Genomic DNA, 17730 nt, shown 5'->3' on the forward strand with positions numbered 1-17730 from the left:
AGTCAAAGATCCATGAGCGCCGCCTTTCGATAACTCCAGCAGTAGCCTCAGTTTGCTTGGGCCAACTTCGTCTCTTACGTATGTCATATTCGGATGCCGCTCAAGCGGCGGCCGCGGAACCCATAAGCCGTTTGCCTTCGTGCATTCCCCGTATGCACGCAGGTCAGGTTGGGGGAAGATCCCAGATGTTCAACTCAGCCCGCCTGACGATCCGGAAGGACATGGATACTACAACAACATCGACGCACCACGGTCGAGATAGGTATCGAGGAATTGTTCGAGACGGGGATTTCTCGGCTTTTTGAATACCTCCTGGGACGATCCGCTGAAGAGGACCTTGCCGTGGTCGAGAAAGATGATCTGCTGGCCGACGGTCGCAGCAAAACCTATCTCGTGCGAGACGACAACCATGGTCATGCCCTCGGCGGCCAGATCGCGCATGACGTTCAAGACTTCGCCCGTCAACTCCGGGTCAAGCGACGAGGTCGGCTCATCAAACAGCATGATCTTGGGCTTCAGTGCCAGAGCACGGGCGATCGCCACGCGCTGCTGCTGCCCGCCTGATAGCTGCGAGGGATAATGCCCGGCCCGGCCCTCGAGGCCAACCTTGACGAGCTGGGCCATTGCCTGCTCCTCTGCATCCTTGCGGCTCATCTTGTGAACAGTTTTCAGCGCCTCGCTGACATTTCCAAGCGCCGTCATATGCGGCCAGAGATTGAACTGCTGGAACACCATGCCGATTTGGGCGCGGATCGCACGGTTGGCGGCAGCCGAAATGCGCTCGCGCCGCCCTTGAGAATCCTCGGTAAAGCCAAGCACCTCGCCGTTGATGGAGATCGTCCCGCGTGTTGCCTCCTCAAGAAAAGCCATGCAGCGTAAAAGCGTACTCTTGCCGGAGCCGGATGGACCGATGAGGCAGGAAACCTGCCCGGGCTCGATAGCCAGATCGATGCCATGAAGGACCGTGGTCTCTCCAAAAGTCTTGACGAGATTCCTGACTGCTATTGCTGGGACGCTCATGCGTTGAAAAACCTGAATCTGGATAGTTTCGTTTCAGCAAGGTTGCCGAGCCAGCCGGTGACTTCGACGAGCACCCAATAGAAAAGCGCCAATGCGGAGAGTGCTTCGACGAAGGCATATTGCTGCGAGCCGATTGCGCTCAGCGTCGCCGTAAGCTCAGGCACGGTGATAATCGACAAGACCGCCGTCTCCTTCATCAGGATGACCACCATATTCACGGATGGCGGCAGCACCAGCATCGTCATTTCCGGCAATAGAATGCGCCTGACGATCTGCCCCTGAGTCAGGCCGACACATTCGCCGGCCTCGATATGTCCCCTCGGCACAGCCTGGAAGCCGGAGCGGAAGATCTCGCTGAAATAGGCCGCCCCATAGATCGATATGCCGATCAATCCGGCGGGCAAGGGATCGAGATCGAGGCCGACAAAGGGGCCGCCGTAATAGACCAGGAATATCTGGATGAGAAACGGCGTGCCGCGCAGTACCGCGACGACGGCGCCTAGCGCCTTGTCGATCAGCATGCCGCCATATTGCCTCGCGACTGCCATCAGGAAGCCGAGGACGGCCGCAGCGATGGTGCCAAGGATCCAGATCATGATCGTCACGCCGGCACCGCTGACAATGGCGGGCCACTGCCCGATGAGGACATTGATGTCGAAGGTCACCGCGGCGCCCCCGGGAGTCTATTTTCGATCAGGCTGCCGGCAAGGGTCACCAACCAGTTGATCACCAGATAGATGAGACCGGCGGATGCGAAAAGCTGCAGCGGCAGGAAGGTGCTGCCGGCAAGGTCCTGCGCCATGCGCGTCAATTCGACGATGCCAACGACTGAGACCAACGACGAGGCCTTGAGAATGAGGATCGCCTCGTTGACGAGAGCTGGAAACGTGAGGCGCAGGGCGATCGGAACCTTGACGCGTCGGAAGATCTGGCGCGGCGTCAGACCGACCATTTCCGCCGACTCCACCAAGCCTCGAGGCACGCTGGCAAAGCCACCGCGCAGGTTCTCCGCCTGGTAGGCTGCCGTGCAGAGCGAGAGGCCGATGATCGCGGCCACAATGCTTGGCACATTGATGCCGATGACCGGAAGAAGATTGTAGATCAGCAGCAGTTGCACCAGCAGCGGCACGCCGCGGAAGAAGCTGATGAAAATCTGGGCAGGTCGCACGAAAAGCCCTCGCCCCGACAGCAGCATTCCCGAAAGAAGGATCGCAATCGCAAAGCCGATGAGGATCGACACAACGCTGATGGTGACCGTGTAGATCGATGCCTGCAAAAGCAACTCGAAGAGTTTAACGGACATTGTTCAGATTTCGCTCGCTTGGCGGTGAGGAAGATCCGGTCGTTTTCCTCGGCCATGCCCCGGCATCCCCGCAGGCATGGCCGATTTCCGATGGCTGATCAGAATGCCGGGTCCTTAACGGAATCCGGTGTGTCGAAGCTCGCGCCGAACCACTTCTTCTGCAGCGTCGCCATCCGGCCGTCAGCTTTGATCTTCAGCATGGCGGCGTCGATCGCATCCATCAGCGGCGCATGATCTGCATCTTTGAGGCCGATAAAGCCGAAATAGGATTTCTTGCCAAAGGGCGGCAGCACGACTTCGAACGTGCCTTCGCGCTGCTTCGCGACGAAAGCAATGTTCGGCAGTGAGTTGGCAACACCGGCGATGCGGCCGGCCGCGAGATCCGCATAGGATTCAGTGAAGGCCGGGTATTCGCGGATATCGACCTTTGTCGGCAGGGCTTCGGAAAACTCCTTGAGCTGATCGAGCTGGGCGGTCGCCTTGCCGACGCCAATCTTCTTGCCAGCGATATCCTCCGGCTTGCTGATCGTCTGGTCGCCCGCCTTCTTCAGGATCGCGATGGTCGCCTCAGCAAGCGGGGGCGTGAAACGATAGCGCTCCATGCGCTTCTTGGTGATCGTCGCTGGGCCTGCGACGACGTCGAACTTGCCAGCCTCGAGTGCCGGGAAGACGCCATCCCAGGGGAGCGTGACCCATTCGATTTTCACCCCAAGCTCCTTGCCGATCTCGTTAAAAAGATCGACGTTCAAGCCCACATGTTCGCCAGCGTCGATAAAATCGAACGGTGCGAAGGCCGTCTCGGTACCGACCTTCATGGTGCCAGCGGCCTTCACGGCGGCAAGCGTGTCGGCCGCATGGGCGGAAATCGTTGCGCCGAACAGAAACGCAGCGCCGACCAGCCCCTTCAGAAGCGAATTCTTCCTCATGTTTTTCTCTCCAGTTTTTACCCTTCCGGTGGAAGGTCCAAGTTCCCCAATCGTTGTCCCGCCGAGCGGATTTCTCTGATCCGCTTTTGTCTATACAAATAGATACAGGCCGGCCTACACTGTCAAACGCTAAACTCGACGCAGGCAAGATTTGTGCCGCATAGTGCTGTTAGCCGCATAGTGCCGGTAGCGGCGGCGGCTTTGGTGGAAATTGAATGTCATCGCTGGATCGAGGTGAGTTTTGGTTTCAATTCATCAGAGAATTTTCGAAGACATCGAAACCAGGATCATGGGCGGCGTCTGGCAACCTGGTCACCGCATCCCCTTCGAACACGAGTTGGTAGAAGAGTATCAATGTTCCCGAATGACCGTGAACAAGGCTCTTTCGGCCCTGGCGCAACGCGGCATGATCACACGCCGCCGCAAGGTTGGCTCCTTCGTCGCCTCCCGGCAGATCGACCGCACCGTGATGGATATCCAGGACATTTCGACGGAAGCCGAATTGGCGGGGCATGACCACAGCCACAGGATCCTGCGGCGAAGGATCGAGACACTGGATGCTGCCACCGCCGCACAGCTCGGCGAGACAACAGGAGCGGACATCCTGCGGCTTCACTGCCTGCACACAGTGGACGGCAAGCCAAATGCGCTGGAGCGGCGCATCATCATGCTCGCCATGGTCCCGTCTGCCAGAACCGAGAGCTTTGCGTCGGTTCCGCCCGGCAAGTGGTTGCTGGACATGGTGCCCTGGTCGAAGGCAAGGCATGTCATTCGCGCCGTTTCGGCCGACGCCGCCACGGCACGACTGCTTGAGACCGAGCGTGGCAAGGCCTGCCTGACCCTGATCCGCCAGACGTGGCAGAGCAGCCGCACGGTCACTCACGTCGAAATCATCCATCCCGGCGACCGTTTCCAATTCGCCGGCGATTTCCATCCAACGGAAAGAAGCATCCCAGATCAACCGCCGCAGAGAGGTTCCTTTTGACGGAAAAACAGGTTATCCGGGCAGTGCCGCTCAAGGGCCTGCAGGCGTTCGAAGCTGTCGGCCGCTGTGGCGGCGTAAGCGCTGCGGCCCTCGAGCTGAAGGTTTCCCCCGGCGCGATAAGTCAGCAGATCCGCAAGATCGAGAGCTTTCTCGGTGTCACCTTGCTAGAGCGCAACGGGCGCACTGTCGAGCTCACCCAATGGGGGCGGCTCTATCACCAGGAAATATCGAAGGGTTTTGAGCAATTCGCGCTCGCAGAACAGGTTTTGGAACGGGCGCGCAATGAGAATGCTCTGGTTCTCAGCGCCTTGTCGTCCGTCGTCAACAAATGGATAGGGCGCCGGATCTTCGACTGGCAGGCCCTTCATCCGAATGCTCATATCCGGATTGTCGGCCGCGACAAGGAACCGCGCATGGGCTTCGACGACGTCGATTTCCGCATCAGCTATGGATCGGATGTGCTGCAGCATGAACACTATGCCGAACTGTTTCGCGATTGGGTCGTGCCAGCCTGCTCGCCGGCGCTGATCAAGGGCAACGTGTCCTCGGTCGCACGGCTTCTCGAATATCCACTCCTGCATGTCGAATGGGAGCGGCATTTCACACCCTATCCAAGCTGGCGCGAATTTGCTGATATGACGGGCACCACGTTCGAGGAGAGCACAGCAGGTCTTTCCTTCACCCTGTCGAGCAGTGCGATTGACGCAGCCGTCAACAAGCGCGGCGTGGTCCTCGCGCAGATGTCTATGATTGCCGACGAGCTTGAGGCACAGACGCTCGTCATTCCCGTCGATATACGCGTAGCACTGCGCGACAGCTATTATCTCGCCTGGGATCGCGCGGCGTTGCAGAAGCCCCATGGGCGCGAATTCCGCGATTGGCTCGTGGCCGTCTCCCGTCAGCAGGCTTTGGCGTCCGCGCCCAGATCAACACTTTAGAAAAACTAAAACAGAACTCAGCTACGCAATATTGATGAAAAATTGTGCCTGATGATAATTTGCGCAGTCGGTTTCCCGCGGTGGCACGACCGATATCGATGGAGAGCTCGATGGCGCGAACCGACAAGATGAAACTCGGAACTTTCGTCTACACGTTCGGCTTTCATCCCGCCTCCTGGCTGCATCCAGCAAGCGCCGTCAACGGCGCCAACGACTTCGCTCATCTGCTCGATGTCGCCAAACGATCCGAGGCCGCCAAATTCGATTTCATGTTCATTCCGGATTCTCCCGCCGCCGCCGTTGGTGATGCGAATGCGCTTGCCCGCATTCCGACCAAGATGAACCGTTTCGAACCCCTCTCGCTGCTTTCGGCTCTGGCGGTCACAACCGATAATCTCGGCCTCGTGGCGACGGCCTCGACGAGTTATTACGAACCGTACAATGTCGCGCGTCTGTTCTCCTCAATCGACCATCTGAGTAGGGGACGCGCCTGCTGGAACGTCGTCACCTCCGACCACGACGAAACCGGCTACAACTTCAACCGCGAGGGGCTCGACCCGCATGCGTTGCGCTATGAGCGCGGCAACGAATTCGTCGATGTCGTGTTCGGTCTTTGGGACAGCTTCGAGGAAGGCGCGTTGCTTCTCGACCGTGAAACCGGTGTCTACTATGATAAGAGCAAACACCATACGCTCAATCATAAAGGCAAGCACTTCCAGGTCCGCGGCCCCCTCAACATCGCGCGAACGCCTCAGGGTCGCCCCGTCATCGCCCAGGCGGGCGGTTCGGAACCCGGAATGGACATGGCGGCACGCACGGCCGAGATCGTCTTCAGCCTCGCGTCGAATATCGAGCGCAACCGGGCCTTCTACGAAAACGTCAAGCGTCGGATGCCGACCTATGGCCGCAATGCGGACGACCTGAAGATCATGCCGGGCATCGTTATCAACGTCGGTGAGACCGAAGCCGAGGCAAAGGCGAAGGTGGACTATCTGATCGACAAGATGCATCCGGATGTTGGCCGGCTTATGCTCTCCGAATTCCTCGAGGCCGATCTGCATGACGTGGCCCTCGACCAGCCTTTCCCCATGGAGCGGCTGCCGGCAGCACCAAAGGGATCACGCGCTCTGTTCGACGAACTGGTCGACTTCGTAACAAGTGGCCGCACCGTCGGTGAACTTATCCGGCACTATGCCGAGAAGCATACCGGAAATGGCATGACAGGCACGCCATCCCAGATTGCCGACTTCATGGAGGAATGGTTCGAGACGCGTGCCGCCGACGGCTTCATCCTGATGTTTCCGACCTTGCCGTCCAGCCTTGACGACTTCGTGCGGCTCGTCCTGCCCGAGCTTCGACGCCGCGGACTGTTTCGCGAGGAATACGAGGGCAGAACCTTGCGCGAGAACCTCGGCCTCTCAATGCCAGCGAACCGCTTTGCCAAAACGCAAGCAGCAGGCCGATGAGTGCCGAAGCCTTGATCAGCGAAGCGGACTTCAAGCTTTCGATGCGTCATCTGGCAGGTGCCGTCAGCGTGATCACCGTCGGCGACGGAGAAGACCGCACCGGCTTCACCGCGACGTCGGTCTCTTCATTTTCGGCGGAGCGGCCCTCCGTCATCGTCAGCGTCAGCCGTGCGTCTTCCTCCTGGCCAGTGCTGCAACGGCACGGCTGCTTCTGTGTCAACGTGCTCGCCGCCGATCAGCAGACTGTCGCGCAATCCTTTGCCGGCCTTGATGGACGCAAGGGCGCCGAACGCTATGGCAATGCGGGATGGTATCGCCTGAGGACCGGCGCGGCCGTCCTTGAAAAGGCTCTTGCAGTGCTGGATTGCAGGCTTGAAGCCGCTTTCCACCATCATTCCCATGCGATTTTGATCGGGCATATCTGCGCGATCCAAATCCGAGAGAGCATAGGGCCGCTTCTCTATTGGCGCGGCAGTTATCATCATCTTCCGGCAGAGGCTGAGTGCAGCGGTCTAGATGAGCCGGTCGGACAGTAGGCCTATCGATGCGACATCCGCATTGGCAAAGGCAAGCCTGAGGTAACGCTCCTGCCCCTCCCCGAAATAGGCGCCGGGTAAACAAACGATGCCGGATTCCCTGGCGAGTTTTTCGGCCACCTCGGAAGACGATCGATCGGTAAGAGGATGGCGAACAAAGGCGAAATAGGCGCCGATCGCGCCAATCTCCCAGCCTGGCAGCTTGGACACGACCAGCCTCAGCGCATCCGCCCGGCGAGCGATCTCGGCACGGTTGCCGGCCCGCCAGTCGGCGAGCAACGGGATGGCCGATGCAACGGCGATCTGAGCCGAACGCGGTGCACAGATCTGCATGTTGTCCATCACTTTCGCGATTTCGGCGACGAGTTTGGGTCCTGCCGTGATCGCACCTAGCCTGTGGCCAGGAATGCAGAAGGATTTCGAGAAACTGTAAAGAAGAACGAGCGTGTCCTCCCAACCCGGCTCGGACAGCAGAGAGTGCGGCCGTCCGTAGTCGGCGCAGAGGAAATCGCGATAGGTCTCATCGACGACCAGCCAGGCGCCATATTTCCGGCAGAGAACAAAAAGCTCATGAAGCAGCTCCGGCGGATACACTGCCCCCGTCGGATTGTTGGGCGTGACGACCGCCAGCATCTTCGCGCCGGCAGCAAGTGCCGCCTCGGCCGAACGCGGATCGGGAAAGAACCCATTGGCGGGATCGCAGTCGACCAATCGCCGCCCGATTCCCAGCATCGACAGTGTCGTGTCATGATTGAAATAGAAGGGATTGGTGAGCGCTACTGTATCGCCCGCGCCGGCGAGCGCGATCGCGGCACACATGAACGCCTGATTGCAGCCGGCGGTAATGTGGATATTGCCGGCGGTAATGGCGGCGCCGTAAAGCTCGGCAACATGGGCAGCGTAGGTCTTGCGCAATAAAGGCTCGCCCTCGATCGGCCCGTATCCCGTCATCGCCTGTTGTCCGGCCGTCTCGCCGAGAAGCCGCAGCATCTCCGGATGCGCGGGATAGCCGGGCACGGCTTGCGACAGATCGATGAGTGGCCCCTTCAACCCTTTGTATTCACGGCCCCATGCAACGACGGACGGAATGGGCGGGGCAGAAAGGCGGGAAACGAGCGAATTGAATTTTGCGGCGGTCATATCGATTTCTCTTTGATCCCGATTGCTACAACGATACCAATGGCTTTCTCAACCTCTTTGTTGGGCGAAACGAAACTGAAGCGGAGACGCATGCCGATGGTGTGGGACAAAATGCGGCTTGAGCAGCTGCGCACGGAGTTTGCGGACACCACTGGCGGCGAGATATTCGATGAGAAGTTTCGGAAAGTGGCAGAGAGGATCATCTCCAAAAATGGCACGCGACTGGCGCCATATTCTGGAGTGCCAACCTTCCTCAGCGCACCCCATATGCAGGTGGCTGCCGAAGAGCCCGACTTCGGCAATCTCCAGGTTGCAATCACCGGAATCCCGATGGATCTTGGCGTCACCAATCGTCCAGGCTCCCGTTTTGGACCGCGCGCCCTTCGCGGCATCGAAAGGATTGGCCCATACAATCACGTTCTCGGCACGGCCCCGGTTTTTGATCTCCTGGTCGCCGACATCGGCGATGTATCGTTCCAGAGCCGTTACCGGCTGGAGCTCAGCCACGACGACATCGAAAAGCGCATCGGCCAAATCGTCGATGCCGGCGTCGCACCGCTTTCCGTCGGAGGCGATCATTCCATCACCCATCCAATTTTGAAGGCCGTCGGCCGGCAGCAGCCGGTTGGCCTGATCCATATCGATGCCCATTGCGACACAAGCGGTGCGTTCGACCAGACGAAGTTTCATCACGGCGGGCCGTTCCGCAATGCCGTGTTGGACGGCGTGCTCGATCCGACGAGGACGATCCAGATCGGCATTCGTGGTTCGGCGGAATATTTATGGGAATTCTCCTATAAGTCGGGAATGACCGTGATCCACGCCGAGGAGATCAGCGGAATGGGGATCGCGGCGGTCGTCGCCAAGGCAAAATCCATCGTCGGCAACGGCCCGACCTATCTTTCCTTCGATGTCGACAGTCTCGATCCGAGCTTTGCACCCGGCACTGGAACGCCCGAGATCGGTGGATTGACCACGCGTGAAGTCCTTGAACTGATACGAGGACTGAAAGGGGTAAACCTGGTGGGTGGTGACGTCGTCGAAGTTGCCCCGCAATATGACGCTACGACCAACACAGCGCATGCCGCGGCGCAGGTGCTTTTTGAAGTTCTGAGCCTGATGGTGTTCAGCCCATCGATCGGCAAACACTAAGCATTCTGTTCAACGAATGCGGGGTATGCGGGCAAGTCTCCAGGCGAAGCTGTTGAACGCCATTGACCGGTAAAAGCAGCATCGCCAATAAGCAACTTTTATGGCTGAAAAGCTCAAGAGCTCGCTAATCGGATCTACCCCAGTTCTGGCTGACGTGTCGGGCAACTGAATGCGCGCAATTAACCCGCGCGGCAATCCTCGGAGCAGGACAGAGTTGCTCAATACTGCGTGAAATCGCCCGATTCCGACTGAAGCAGCGTCAGCGGATAACGTGCAGGATGATGGACCAGGGCCGTCAGGTTGACCGGGCGATTGCGATCGTCGAAAGCGATCTGATCCACGGTGAGAACCGCAGCTGGCGAAGGCAGCTCGAGCATCGCAGCCTCCTCATCTGCCGCAAGGCGCGCGCTCAGCGTTGTCTGCCCGCGTTTCGGATGAATGCGATAGCGCTCGCGAAGTTCGGCATAGAGCGACCGGTTGGCAACGGCCCAGTCGAGATCAAGCAGGCCCGGAACGCGAGCCGCCGGAATCCAATCGGTCTGGACGACGGCTGGTATGTTGTCGAGAAGGCGAAGCCTTGACAAAAGAACCACCTCGGCGCCGGGTGCCAGAAAAAGCGGACGGCTCACCTCAAGCGGCGCTTGCACGATACGGGCTTCAATCAGCTTATGGCCAGGACTTCGCCCGTTCGCTATCGCGATGCTTGTGAAGCTTTTCAGAACCTGCAGTTCGAAGCCGCCACCACGCTCGGCGACGTAGAGTCCCTTTCCCGGCTGGCTGTGTATCACGCCCTGTTGGATCAACTCGCGTACGGCATGGCGCACGGTGATCCGGCTGACATTGTAGAGATCGACGAGTTCCCGCTCTGACGGCAGCTTGCCGCGCAGCGGCAGCTTGCCATCGCGGATGGACGCCAGAAGAGCTTCGTAGACCTGTTTGTGCAAGGGGCGGGGATCGTTCCGGTCGATGCCGCCCTGTGGCGCGATGAATGATGCCGGAGCTTGCTGCATCTTTGAAATCCGATCCTGTGCTGTGCGGACCACTCTTGCCGTTTTGTATCTTCGACGCAACCGTCGGCAAAGTCCAGTTGACATGACTGGTCATAACCAGTCCTATTGGAAGCAAGGGGACAGAGAGCTCCGCGTAAATGCCGAAGCGTTATCAACGAAGGGAACAATCGATGTTGAAGAAAAGCCTTGCCGCATTGGCGATATCTGCAGCCCTGTGGGGTGGCAGCGCACATGCCGAAACCATTTCCGTGTTTTGCGCACCGACGGAATTCGAGCTCTGCACAAACGTTGCCAATGCCTGGAAGGAAAAGACGGGCAATGAGGCCAAGATCAACAAAATGCCGGCGCTTCTGGACGATGCGATTCCGATCTATCAGCAGCTGCTCGCCGCCAAATCCAAGGATATCGACGTCCTCTTCCTCGATGTGATCTGGCTCGGCATGTTCAAGAGCAACCTGCTCGACCTCAAGACAATGATCCCGCAGGCAGACCAGGACAAGCATTTCGCCTCGACACTCAATGCGGCCAAGCTCGACGGCAATCTTATTGCCATGCCTGCCTATATGGACGTCGGGCTCATGTTCTACCGCAAAGACCTGCTCGAAAAATATGGCAAGGCGGCGCCGAAGACCTGGGACGAGCTGGCTGCCACCGCCAAGGAAATTCAGGACAAGGAGAGGGCTGCAGGCTCGGCCGACATGTGGGGTTATGCCTGGCAGGCCAAAAGCTATGAAGGCCTGACCTGCGACGCGATCGAACTTGTTGCTTCCAACGGCGGCGGCACCATCATTTCTGACGACGGAAAGGTGACCATCGACAACCCGCAGGCTGCCGCAGCGCTCGAAAAAGCGAAGGGCTGGATCGGTTCGATCAGTCCCGAGGGCGTCCTCAATTATGATGAGGAGCAGTCGCGTGCCGTCTTCGAATCCGGCAACGCGGTCTTCCACCGCAATTGGCCCTATGTCTGGGGCACCTCGCATGAAAAGGGGAGTAATATCGTCGACAAGGTCGGCGTGATGCCTCTACCGGTCGGCAAGGAAGGCGAAAAGTCGAGCGGATGCCTTGGCCCAATGTATTACGGCGTCAACAAATACAGCGCCAAGCCTGAGGTTGCGGCCGACTTTGTGAACTTCATCACCGGCCCAGACATGCAGAAGATGCGTGCGCTGAAGGCGGCTCTCAACCCGTCGATCCAGGCGCTCTATAGCGATCCGGAAGTTCTTGAAAAGATACCCTTCCTCAAGGATAATCAGCAGGCCTTTGCCGACAGCGCCGTGCGCCCGTCTGGCTACACCGGCACCAGCTACAACCGCGTTTCACAGGCTTTCTACCGTTCGGTTCATGACATGCTTTCCGGCGGTGCCGAGGTCAAGTCCAGCCTGACATCGCTGGCCGCTCGGCTCGAGAAACTGAAGGAAAGCCGCTGACCCTCTCCGGATGTCTGGTGGCGGGACGATCCGCTGCCGGAATACGTCACTGCCTCGCCATCGAATAAGGTGGCGAGCCCTCTGCCGTCTCATAACCTCAGGTGAACAATGGCATCGGTTTCGCTCGAATCCGTTTCGAAGAATTTTGGTACGCACACTGTTATCCAGAATGTCGACCTGCAGATCATCGACGGCGAGTTTGTCGTTTTCGTCGGTCCCTCCGGTTGCGGCAAGTCAACGCTTTTGCGCATCGTCGCCGGCCTGATCTCCGCATCCAAGGGCGTGGTGAGGATCGGCGGAGACGACGTGACTGATGTGCCTGCCTCCCAGAGAGGCGTCGCCTTCGTCTTCCAATCTTACGCGCTCTATCCGCATATGAACGTTGCGCGCAATATCGGCTTCGCGCTTGAGACCCTCGGCATGAACAGGGCCGCTATCAGCGAGAAAGTGCGGTCGGTCGCACGGATGCTGAAGGTCGATCATCTGCTCGAACGCCGGCCCCGCGAGCTGTCCGGCGGACAGCGCCAGCGCGTGGCGATCGGCCGCGCCCTGGTGCGCCAGCCCGAAATCTTCCTCTTCGATGAGCCGCTTTCCAATCTCGACTCGGATCTGCGAATGGAGATGCGCATGGAGATCGCCAAGCTCCACGACGATCTGAAAACGACGATGATCTATGTGACCCATGATCAATCGGAGGCGATGACGCTCGCCGACCGGATCGTCGTTCTCAATCACGGACGCATTGAGCAGGTCGGCACGCCGAAGGAACTCTACCATACCCCTGACAACCGGTTTGTCGCAGGCTTCATCGGTAGTCCCCGCATGAACTTCCTGCCTGTGCAGACAACATCAGCCAAAGTGAGCGGACCGGGCGGCCTCGTCATCGACGCGGACACCGAGGGCCAGGCCGTCTCCGAGATCGGCATACGGTCGGAAGCGATCCAGTTGGTGGCGGCTGGGGACGGACGAATGACCTGTGTGCTCGAACGTATCGAGGATCTTGGCCATGAGCATTTTGCCTATTGCCGCATCAACGGGGACGCCATCTGGGTCGTCCGCGTCAATGTCGAACCACCGAAGGAGCTGATCGGCAAGGAGGTCGGCCTGAATTTCCGGGATGCCTCGATGTTTGCCTTCGCGGCCGATGGAAAACGCCTCATTCTCAACCGCCAGGCCGGCGTGATCGCAGGAGCGCGGCAATGAGTGCCCGGCTCGCCCGCCGCGACCATCGTGCGGCCTGGCTGTTTCTGCTGCCGGTCATCATGGTCATGCTGGTCGTCGCCCTCTGGCCGCTCGGTCGCACCTTCTTCTTCGCCTTCACCGATGCCTATCTTGACGATCCCTCCGTCTATTCAATGACGGGGATCGACAACTTCCTTGAGGTCATCAACGACCGCAGCTGGTGGATTGCGGTCAAGAATACGCTGATCTTCACGGTCATTTCCGTCGCGATCGAGACAGTTCTCGGCCTGGCGATAGCCCTTCTCGTCAATGAAGCCATTCCGGGCCGCGGGCTGGCGCGCGCCGCCATACTCGTGCCCTGGGCGATCCCGGTCGTCGTCTCGACGAAGATCTGGGAATGGATGCTCAACGACCAGTTCGGCGTCATCAATAAGCTCCTCATCGGGCTTGGCCTCATCGATCATGGCATTCCTTGGACGGCGAGCGGATCGCTGCTGATGGGTGTCGTGATCTTCGTCGACGTGTGGATGACGACCCCGTTCATGGTTCTGCTCATCCTGGCGGGCCTTCAACTGATATCCTCGGAGATATTCGAGGCAGCGGAGGTGGATGGCATTCCGGCATGGAAGCGTTTCTGGTCGATCACCCTGCCGATGCTGCGCCCGGCAATCGGCGTAGCGGTCCTCTTCCGCGTTCTCGATGCGCTCAGGATGTTCGACCTTGCCTATGTGATGGCGGCGAGCAACGAGAGCGTCATGACCGTCTCCATCTACGCGCGCGACCGGCTGATCAGCTTCCAGGAGCTCGGCATCGGCTCGGCGGCATCGACCTGGGTCTTCCTGCTCGTCGCGCTTGTCGCCATCATCATCATCGGGGTCCTTCGCCTCGACAGAGCCGCGGGGACCTGAGCGACATGGCCGATGCGATCATCCCGAAGACCGTCCGCAAGCCTGCCTCCTATTTCAGGATGCGGCGGCGCGCCGTGCGAAGCCTCCAGATCCTGGCTCTTCTGCTCGTCCTGTTCTACACGCTGTTTCCCTATTACTGGGCCTTCGTTTCCTCGACCAAGCAGGGTTCGGCGCTCTATCAATCGGCGCTGATGCCGGCGTTCGACTTCACCTACTATCGCCAGTTGCTCGACAATCCTGTTTTCATGGGCTCGCTTCTGAACTCGGCCTATGTCGCGGTCTCAACCACGTTCCTGTCGCTCGTCATCGGGCTCAGCGCCGCTTATGCGCTGGGGCGCATCGACTTTCCGCAACGGCGCAGTATCCTCATGATCGTGCTGATGATCTCGATCTTCCCGCAGGTCGTCGTTCTCTCCGGCATGTTCGAGCTGATCAACTGGATGGGTCTGTTCAACCGGCCAAGCGCGCTCGTCCTCACCTATCTTCTGTCGACCGTGCCGTTCACGACCTGGATCCTGACCACCTTCATTCGCGAATTTCCGCGGGAGCTGGAGGAGGCCGCGATCATCGACGGCTGCTCGCATTTTAGAATTCTGACGAAGATCCTGCTGCCGCTCATGGGACCTTCGCTCGCCAGCACCGGCATTCTTGCCTTCATTCTGGCGTGGAACGAGTTTCTCTTCGCGCTGACCTTCACCCTGACGGACGAGAACCGAACCGTGCCGGTCGCGATCGGCCTGATCGCAGGTAACACCCGGTACGAATATCCGTTCGGTCAGATCATGGCCGCATCCGTTACCGTGACGCTGCCGCTGATCATCGTCGTATTGATCTTCCAGAGGCGTATCGTAGCCGGCCTGACGGCAGGCGCCATCAAAGGCTGACAAAGGACTAAACCATGGACATGCTCGTAAAACTCTACGAACTGAAGGCCGATTCTGCGCTCAATAAACGCATCGCCGAACAGGGCATCACCATCCGGCGTGTCCTTGCGCCGGAGTTGAGCGCTCTGACGGCCTGGATCGAGCCGCGCTTCGGATCTGGCTGGGTCGCGGAAGCGACGGTTGCCACCATGCGCCAGCCGCCCACTTGCTTCATTGCAATCCGGAACGACGAACTCATCGGCTTTGCCTGCCACGACGCAACCGCCAAGGGCTTCTTCGGGCCGACCGGAGTCGACACGGCCGCTCGCGGCAAAGGTGTTGGCCACGCTCTGCTGTTGACCACGCTCCTCGATATGTACGCGCAGGGCTATGCCTACGGGGTGATCGGGGGTGCCGGTCCAATGGAATTCTACCGTCGAAGCGTCGGGGCAATCCCGATCGAAGGCTCGGACCCGGGCATCTATCGCGGCATGCTGCCGCTTGCCCAACCGAGCGGCATTTCGAATTCGGACCACTAGGTCTTGACGATTTTTGTGGGATAGCTTTATCGATGAAAAGGCCACTGCGTTGCCGCGTTATCTTTGACTTTCGCCGACAAACGTGACAACGCCACGCAAACTACTTTCCATCAAGCCACTCCTGCAGTTCCGCCTCAGCCCGCTCCAGAGCGCTGTAGTTCAGGAGTTTGCGCAGGAAAGCGACGGTCACGGCGCGGGCGCGGAGATTGAAACGGCCTTCCTCGTGGTCGTCGCCGGCGCTCTGGTAGACGTCGAGCTTGTCGTAGAGTTGCTGCAGGCGGTTCTGTACGCTGCGCAGCGAGAGGTTCCGACGTTTAGCGATGGCCCGGTCCGTGAGGCCCAGCGCGATATCGACAAGGATCTCGTATTCGGAATCGGTAAAACCGTTCGTCTGGCCGAGGCTCTTCTGCTGCAGACCGCGCACCTCGCGGTCGATGACGCACTGGCTCTCGATGAAGATCGAGCGCAATGCAAGCTTTAGCCGTTCGTCTGAGGCGGATTTCAGGACGTAGCCATAGGCGGCGCCATCCGGGACGATGCGCGAGACGCCGCGCACATAGGCTTCGTCCGAATAGTTCGACCAGAACAGGATGCGGGTCTCCGGCCGCTCCTTCCAGATCGTGCGCGCCGCCTCGATGCCATTGCGGTTGGCCATCTGCAGGTCCATGACGATATGCGCCGACTTGTGGTCGCGGGCGAGTTTCTCGCCGACGGTACCGTTCTCCGCCTCGATCACCGTGTCGCATTCCGGCAGGGCCGCGTTGACAGCCTCGTGCAGATAGGACCGGTGCAGTGGGTCGTCCTCGACGATCAGAACCTTCATCACCCCGTTCTCCTCAGTTTGGCTTGCTCGCCGGGTCGTGCGGGCCAAGCGGCAGCACGACCCGCACCGCAGTTCCGCGATTGTTGTGGCCGGACCCGGTCGTGAAGCGCGCCGAGATCAGCCGCGCACGGGTCTTCATATTGTCGATGCCGCCGCCGATCCGTCCCCGCGCCTTGGCGAGCCCGGTGCCGTCGTCGGAGATTTCGATCGACAGACGCTCGTCGTCGGCCTCGAGCCGCACCATGATGGTGAGCGGGGCGGCATGGCGCACCGCATTGTTGATCGCCTCCTGGGCGATGCGGAACAGCGCGACGCTGACGGTCGGCTCCAGCTGCTCCAGTGCGCCGTGCGTCTCGTCGACGAGACCCCATTCGATGGCCGATCCGGCATCGCGGGTCGATCGGTCGAGATGATGTTCGATCGCCTGTGCGAGGCCGAAGAGCTGGAGCACGGAGGGTTTTGCCTGCTCGATGATCTGTCGCAGATCCTGCATGCAATGCTGCAAGGAACGGGAGACCGGCTCCAGCGCCTCGGGCGCGACCTCACCGTTGCGCGACAGCCGTTCGATCCGGCGGGCGAGCCGCGTCAGGTCGGCCAGCGTCTGGTCGTGGAGGTCCATGCCGATCCGCTGGCGTTCCTGCTCCAGCGCTTCGGTCAACTTCAGCGCGCCTTGCCGCAACCCCTCCTCGCGGGCGCGGGCCTCTGCCTCCACGATGGCCGAGCGTTGCGCGTGCTCGGCTGCCCGGAGCGCGAAGAAATAGGGCGTCAACAGGTCGGCGATGATACGGGCGCGTTCGATATCCTCCATCGTGTAAATGCCGGCCTTTTGCGAGGAACAGGAGAGTGCGGCGATGATCGTGCCCTGCACCTTCATCGGCACATGCAAGCGGCTCCTCAGCGATTGTTCGACGATCGGCCGTTTGAACGCGCCCTCGAAGTGGAAACGCGGGTCCGTCATGGCGTCGTCCGCCAGCAGAAAATCCACTTCGCCCCAAAGCAGCGAGCGGATGGGGCTGTTGACGACAGGCGCACCGGCAAGTTCACCCCAGGCAGTCTCGATGCCTGTCTCGTAAGCCGTGTGGTAGTTGCCGCCTTCGAGCAGCACGCAGACATCGAGATGGTCGTGGGGGATAATATGGGCAACTTCGGCGGCGACGGAGCGGATGGCCGAGCGGAAATCGAGCTGGCCCGCGAGCAGCCGGGAAATGCCGAGATAGTGGTCGAACATGGCTGCGGGTGCGAGATGCAGCATCGTCAATTCCTCCCCGTGACGGCAGCGGGCTCCTCAACCCGCCGCGATCCTTTCCCAGTAAGCGCCGCGGAAGCGCCGCCGTCTTGCGTAAACCCGCAGCTTGTTGCGCAAAACCCGCAAACGACTTGCCGCCTTGCCCCTGTACAGGCCCCGAGATCTCCCGCATCCTGCCCTTACTGAGAGGAGGAAGCTCAGTGCAAGAACAATTTTCACTCGACCCCAAGTGGGACAGGCAGGAGTGAAGCGATCCGCCAACCGGC

The 17730-nt window shown here is 59.7% G+C and carries 18 protein-coding genes; 10 read left to right on the forward strand and 8 right to left on the reverse strand.

Going from position 1 to position 17730, the window contains the following annotated elements; genetic code table 11:
- Positions 1-228: 228 nt before the first annotated feature.
- The 4 genes from ACK9YZ_RS29065 to ACK9YZ_RS29080 form a co-directional block, all read right to left on the reverse strand.
- Positions 229-1020: an amino acid ABC transporter ATP-binding protein gene (locus ACK9YZ_RS29065; protein ID WP_416067040.1), complete on the reverse strand. Its 792-nt coding sequence runs from the start codon at positions 1018-1020 to the stop codon at positions 229-231.
- Positions 1017-1685 carry an amino acid ABC transporter permease gene (locus ACK9YZ_RS29070; RefSeq protein ID WP_183800017.1) on the reverse strand — a complete coding sequence of 223 codons (669 nt, stop codon included), beginning with the start codon at positions 1683-1685 and terminating at the stop codon, positions 1017-1019. Before ACK9YZ_RS29070 ends, ACK9YZ_RS29065 begins: the two co-directional genes overlap by 4 nt.
- Positions 1682-2323 carry an amino acid ABC transporter permease gene (locus ACK9YZ_RS29075; RefSeq protein WP_416067041.1) on the reverse strand — a complete coding sequence of 214 codons (642 nt, stop codon included), beginning with the start codon at positions 2321-2323 and terminating at the stop codon, positions 1682-1684. Before ACK9YZ_RS29075 ends, ACK9YZ_RS29070 begins: the two co-directional genes overlap by 4 nt.
- Before the next feature lie 98 nt (positions 2324-2421).
- Complete coding sequence (locus ACK9YZ_RS29080) at positions 2422-3249, reverse strand: transporter substrate-binding domain-containing protein (RefSeq protein ID WP_216760227.1); 828 nt, start codon at positions 3247-3249, stop codon at positions 2422-2424.
- Positions 3250-3490: 241 nt separating this feature from the next.
- On the opposite strand from ACK9YZ_RS29080, the gene hutC reads away from it, so the two are divergent.
- The 4 genes from hutC (at position 3491) to ACK9YZ_RS29100 (ending at position 7174) form a co-directional block, all read left to right on the forward strand.
- Positions 3491-4234 carry a histidine utilization repressor gene (gene hutC, locus ACK9YZ_RS29085; protein ID WP_416067042.1) on the forward strand — a complete coding sequence of 248 codons (744 nt, stop codon included), beginning with the start codon at positions 3491-3493 and terminating at the stop codon, positions 4232-4234.
- Positions 4231-5172 carry a LysR family transcriptional regulator gene (locus tag ACK9YZ_RS29090; RefSeq protein WP_416067043.1) on the forward strand — a complete coding sequence of 314 codons (942 nt, stop codon included), beginning with the start codon at positions 4231-4233 and terminating at the stop codon, positions 5170-5172. The genes hutC and ACK9YZ_RS29090 overlap by 4 nt, the downstream gene beginning before the upstream one ends.
- A gap of 110 nt (positions 5173-5282) precedes the next feature.
- Positions 5283-6638, forward strand: a complete 1356-nt coding sequence (locus ACK9YZ_RS29095) for an LLM class flavin-dependent oxidoreductase (protein WP_416067044.1) — start codon at positions 5283-5285, stop codon at positions 6636-6638.
- On the forward strand, positions 6635-7174 hold the full coding sequence (locus tag ACK9YZ_RS29100; RefSeq protein ID WP_416067045.1) for a flavin reductase family protein: 540 nt from the start codon (positions 6635-6637) through the stop codon (positions 7172-7174). Before ACK9YZ_RS29095 ends, ACK9YZ_RS29100 begins: the two co-directional genes overlap by 4 nt.
- On the opposite strand, the gene ACK9YZ_RS29105 is transcribed toward ACK9YZ_RS29100, so the two are convergent.
- A complete protein-coding gene (locus ACK9YZ_RS29105) occupies positions 7151-8314 on the reverse strand; it encodes an aminotransferase (RefSeq protein ID WP_416067046.1) in 1164 nt (387 codons plus the stop codon). The genes ACK9YZ_RS29100 and ACK9YZ_RS29105 overlap by 24 nt on opposite strands.
- A gap of 96 nt (positions 8315-8410) precedes the next feature.
- On the opposite strand from ACK9YZ_RS29105, the gene speB reads away from it, so the two are divergent.
- Positions 8411-9466 carry an agmatinase gene (gene speB, locus ACK9YZ_RS29110; protein ID WP_416067047.1) on the forward strand — a complete coding sequence of 352 codons (1056 nt, stop codon included), beginning with the start codon at positions 8411-8413 and terminating at the stop codon, positions 9464-9466.
- A gap of 218 nt (positions 9467-9684) precedes the next feature.
- On the opposite strand, the gene ACK9YZ_RS29115 is transcribed toward speB, so the two are convergent.
- Positions 9685-10476 carry a GntR family transcriptional regulator gene (locus tag ACK9YZ_RS29115; RefSeq protein ID WP_416067048.1) on the reverse strand — a complete coding sequence of 264 codons (792 nt, stop codon included), beginning with the start codon at positions 10474-10476 and terminating at the stop codon, positions 9685-9687.
- A gap of 170 nt (positions 10477-10646) precedes the next feature.
- On the opposite strand from ACK9YZ_RS29115, the gene ACK9YZ_RS29120 reads away from it, so the two are divergent.
- The 5 genes from ACK9YZ_RS29120 (at position 10647) to ACK9YZ_RS29140 (ending at position 15395) form a co-directional block, all read left to right on the forward strand.
- Positions 10647-11903, forward strand: coding sequence for an ABC transporter substrate-binding protein (locus ACK9YZ_RS29120; RefSeq protein WP_416067049.1), 1257 nt, complete (start codon positions 10647-10649; stop codon positions 11901-11903).
- 108 nt (positions 11904-12011) lie between these two features.
- Positions 12012-13106: an ABC transporter ATP-binding protein gene (locus ACK9YZ_RS29125; protein ID WP_416067050.1), complete on the forward strand. Its 1095-nt coding sequence runs from the start codon at positions 12012-12014 to the stop codon at positions 13104-13106.
- Entirely contained in the window at positions 13103-13993 is an 891-nt protein-coding gene (locus ACK9YZ_RS29130; protein WP_416067051.1) for a carbohydrate ABC transporter permease, read from the forward strand. Before ACK9YZ_RS29125 ends, ACK9YZ_RS29130 begins: the two co-directional genes overlap by 4 nt.
- 5 nt (positions 13994-13998) lie before the next feature.
- Entirely contained in the window at positions 13999-14877 is an 879-nt protein-coding gene (locus ACK9YZ_RS29135; protein ID WP_216760216.1) for a carbohydrate ABC transporter permease, read from the forward strand.
- Positions 14878-14891: 14 nt separating this feature from the next.
- Positions 14892-15395 (forward strand): GNAT family N-acetyltransferase, encoded by a 504-nt coding sequence (locus ACK9YZ_RS29140; protein WP_416067052.1) that lies wholly within the window; start codon positions 14892-14894, stop codon positions 15393-15395.
- 100 nt (positions 15396-15495) lie between these two features.
- Here ACK9YZ_RS29140 and ACK9YZ_RS29145 read toward each other — a convergent pair whose 3' ends face one another.
- Positions 15496-16218: a response regulator gene (locus tag ACK9YZ_RS29145; RefSeq protein WP_416068449.1), complete on the reverse strand. Its 723-nt coding sequence runs from the start codon at positions 16216-16218 to the stop codon at positions 15496-15498.
- 13 nt (positions 16219-16231) lie between these two features.
- On the reverse strand, positions 16232-17470 hold the full coding sequence (locus ACK9YZ_RS29150) for an ATP-binding protein (RefSeq protein ID WP_416067053.1): 1239 nt from the start codon (positions 17468-17470) through the stop codon (positions 16232-16234).
- Positions 17471-17730 lie beyond the last annotated feature (260 nt).

Source organism: Rhizobium sp. ZK1, assembly GCF_047782645.1.
In the GTDB taxonomy this organism is placed as follows: domain Bacteria; phylum Pseudomonadota; class Alphaproteobacteria; order Rhizobiales; family Rhizobiaceae; genus Rhizobium.